This is a genomic window from Arenimonas sp. (assembly GCF_036275555.1).
Taxonomy (GTDB): Bacteria; Pseudomonadota; Gammaproteobacteria; order Xanthomonadales; family Xanthomonadaceae; genus Arenimonas.
In genome coordinates this window covers 1-3240 of the sequence record NZ_DASUDO010000029.1, presented here as the reverse complement: position 1 = coordinate 3240, position 3240 = coordinate 1, and the positions used below count along the sequence as shown (strand labels likewise).

3 protein-coding genes are annotated in these 3240 nt (G+C 71.5%); all 3 read right to left on the bottom strand.

The window, feature by feature from the left end:
* Positions 1-1798 (bottom strand): ATP-dependent zinc metalloprotease FtsH (ftsH, locus tag VFV21_RS07725; RefSeq protein ID WP_329668854.1); only part of this gene is annotated, 1798 nt, incomplete at its 3' end.
* A 72-nt stretch (positions 1799-1870) separates the two neighbouring features.
* On the bottom strand, positions 1871-2182 hold the full coding sequence (locus VFV21_RS07720) for a hypothetical protein (protein ID WP_329668853.1): 312 nt from the start codon (positions 2180-2182) through the stop codon (positions 1871-1873).
* Positions 2179-3183, bottom strand: a complete 1005-nt coding sequence (locus VFV21_RS07715; protein WP_329668852.1) for a DnaJ C-terminal domain-containing protein — start codon at positions 3181-3183, stop codon at positions 2179-2181. Before VFV21_RS07715 ends, VFV21_RS07720 begins: the two co-directional genes overlap by 4 nt.
* Positions 3184-3240: the final 57 nt, after the last annotated feature.

Here is a 3240-nt window from a genome sequence, read left to right as displayed (position 1 = left end):
TCAGTGCCGCCTCGTCCAGCGTTTCCTTGGCCAGCAGTTCGCGCGCGCCGCGCTCGAGCGACTCGCGCCGCTGCTGCAGCAGCGCGGTGGCGCGCGCGAAGGCGTCCATCACGATGCCGCGCACCGCCTCGTCGATGCGCTGCTGGGTGTCGGGGCTGGTGCGGCAGCCGCCCTGGGCATAGCCCGGCACGTCCAGGAAGCCCTGCCGCGGCGACTCGTAGGCGACGTAGCCCAGTTCCTCGACCATGCCGTAGCGCGTGACCATGTCGCGCGCGATGTCGGTCACCTTGGCCAGGTCGTCGGCGGCTCCGGTGGAGAGGTGACCGAACACCAGCTTCTCGGCGGCACGGCCGCCCAGCAGCACCATGATCTTGTGCTCGAGCTCCTCGCGCGTCATCAGGAAGCGGTCCTCGGTGGGGCGCTGGATGGTGTAGCCCAGGGCGCCGATGCCGCGCGGGATGATCGACACCTTGTGCACCGGGTCGGTGCCGGGCAGGCTCAGCGCCACCAGGGCATGGCCCATCTCGTGATACGCCACCACCTCGCGCTCGCGCGGATTGAGCACCCGGTTCTTCTTCTCCAGCCCCGCGACGATGCGCTCGATGGCCACGGTGAAGTCGACCAGCGTCACGTCCTGGGCGCCGCGGCGCGTCGCGGCCAGCGCCGCCTCGTTGCACAGGTTGGCCAGGTCGGCCCCCGAGAAGCCGGTGGTCAGCGCCGCGACCTGCTCCAGGTCCGTGCCCGCGGCCAGGTGGATCTTCTTCACGTGCACGCGCAGGATCTGCACGCGGCCGGCCTTGTCGGGCCGGTCCACCAGCACCTGGCGGTCGAAGCGGCCGGCGCGCAACAGCGCCGGGTCGAGGATCTCGGGCCGGTTCGTCGCCGCCAGCAGCACCAGGCCCGACGAGCTGTCGAAGCCGTCGAGTTCGACGAGGAGCTGGTTCAGCGTCTGCTCGCGCTCGTCGTGGCCGCCCACGGGGCCGGCGGCGCCACGCGCGCGGCCGAGGGCATCGAGTTCGTCGATGAAGATGATGGCCGGCGCCTTCGCGCGCGCCTGCTCGAACAGGTCGCGCACGCGCGCCGCGCCCACGCCGACGAACATCTCGACGAATTCGCTGCCGCTGATGCTGAAGAAGGGCACGCCCGCTTCGCCGGCCACGGCCTTGGCGATCAGCGTCTTGCCGGTGCCCGGCGGCCCGACCAGCAACACGCCCTTGGGCATGCGCGCGCCCAGCCGGCCGTAGCCCTTCGGATCCTTCAGGAAGGCGACGATCTCCTGCAGCTCGGCCTTGGCCTCGTCGACGCCGGCCACGTCGGCGAAGGTCACGCCGGTGTCCTTCTCCACGTAGACCTTGGCGCGGCTCTTGCCGATGCTCATGAAGCCACCCATGCCGCCGCCCATCTTGTCGGCGAAGCGGCGGATCAGGAAGAACCACAGCGCGAAGAACACCGCCGCCGGCGCCACCCAGGAGAGGACGTCGCGCAGCAGCGTGCTCTCGACCACGCGCGTGTAGGGCACGTCGTACTTCGACAGCCGCTCGGCCAGCGCCGGCTCGACGCGGTTGGCCACGATCACGGTCTTGCCGCCCGGCTCGGGCGCCTTGAGCCTGCCGGTCACGGTGGTCTCGCCCACCACCACCTCGGCGACACGGCCTTCGGCCAGCGCCTTCTCGAACTGGCTGTAGGGCACCGGCTCGATGGTGCGCGCGGCCTGCCAAACCGACTGGATCCAGAACAGCGCCAGCAGCGCCAGAATCCAGTAGCCGACGTTCCACTGCGTCTTGGGGTCCGGTTGCATGGCCTGTCCTCGATGGCGGGCGTCAGGCGCCGGACTGCAGGCTGACCATCGCGTCCTGCCGCTCGACGTGTCTCATCGGCCGGTTCCCCGTACCAGGCGTGCGCGCAGCACGGCGATCTCCTCCTCCAGGTCGGCCACCAGGGCGGCCAGCTCGGGCACGGCGTCGAAGCCGCGCTCCAGCGCCGCCATGCGCACGGCGCGCCGCAGCGCACGCGCATCGAAGCGCCACTCGTCGCGGGCACCGGCGGCCAGTTCACCCAGCAGCCCCTGCTGCGCCCGCTCGCGCAGCCAGGTTTCGTCCACGCCGGCCAAGCGGCACAGCGCAGCGACGTCCAGCCAGCACTCGTCGAGCGCGGCCTCCACGCGCAACAAGGGCAGGCTCATCGCGTTGACTCCCCGGAACGGCGTTCGTCTTCGGCCGCCGCCACCTTGCGGGCGTCGAAGTCGCCCAGTTCGGCAGCCATCTGTTCATAAAGCTTCTTCGCGCGTGGGTCGTAGGCGCTGGGCAGCACCACCCGCACCTGCAGTTCCAGGTCGCCCGGGGTCCGCGCGGGCAGGCCGCGGCCTCGAACCACGATGCTCTGGCCGCTTTGCGCGCCGCGCGGCACCCGCACCTTCAGCGTGCTGCCATCGGGCAGCGGCACCGGCACGACCGCGCCGAGGGCCGCCTCCCACGGCGCCAGCGGCAGTTCGGCCATCAGGTCGGCACCCTCGACGCGAAAGCGCGCATGGGACCGGAACTGAACCTCGAGCAGCAGGTCGCCCGGTGGCGCCTGGCCCACGCCGGCACCGCCCTGCCCGGCCAGGCGGATCATCTGGCCGGCCTTGACGCCGGGCGGAATACTGACCTCGAGGGTGCGTTCGACCAGCCGCACGCGGCCCTGCGCGTCGAGTTGGGGCGAGCGCAGCGTGATCTGGCGCCGCGCACCGCGCCAGGCGTCTTCGAGGTCGAGCACGATCTTGGCGTGGTGGTCCTCGCCGCGGGCGTCGAAGCCGCGGCCGGCCCCTGCGGCGCCGCGCGCCGGGTGGCGCGATGCACGCCCCATGCGGCCGAACAGCTCGGCGAAGAAGTCGCTGTACTCGCCGGCATCCAGGCCCTCGGCGCCGTGGCCGCTGAACTCGAAGCCGGCATCCCAGTCCGGTGGCGGCGTGAATCGCTCGCCGGCCTGGCGACCTCGTCCGAGGGCGTCGTAGGCGGCGCGTCGTTCGGCATCGGACAGCACGGCGTTGGCCTCGTTGATCTCGCTCATGCGAGCCGCGGCACCGGGCTCCTTGCTGACGTCGGGGTGGTACTTGCGCGCCAGCCTTCGATAAGCCTTCTTGATGTCGTCGGCACTGGCATCACGGGCCACGCCGAGCACCTGGTAGTAGTCCTTGAACTGCACCGTTGAGACTCTCCGCCGCGGCCATGTGGGTCCGCCGCCGTGGGTTGCAATCCCCCC

What these genes read in the sequence shown, in the direction of transcription:
- VFV21_RS07720 (WP_329668853.1), bottom strand. Translation starts at nt 2,182, where the DNA reads ATGAGCCTGCCCTTGTTGCGCGTGGAGGCCGCGCTCGACGAGTGCTGG.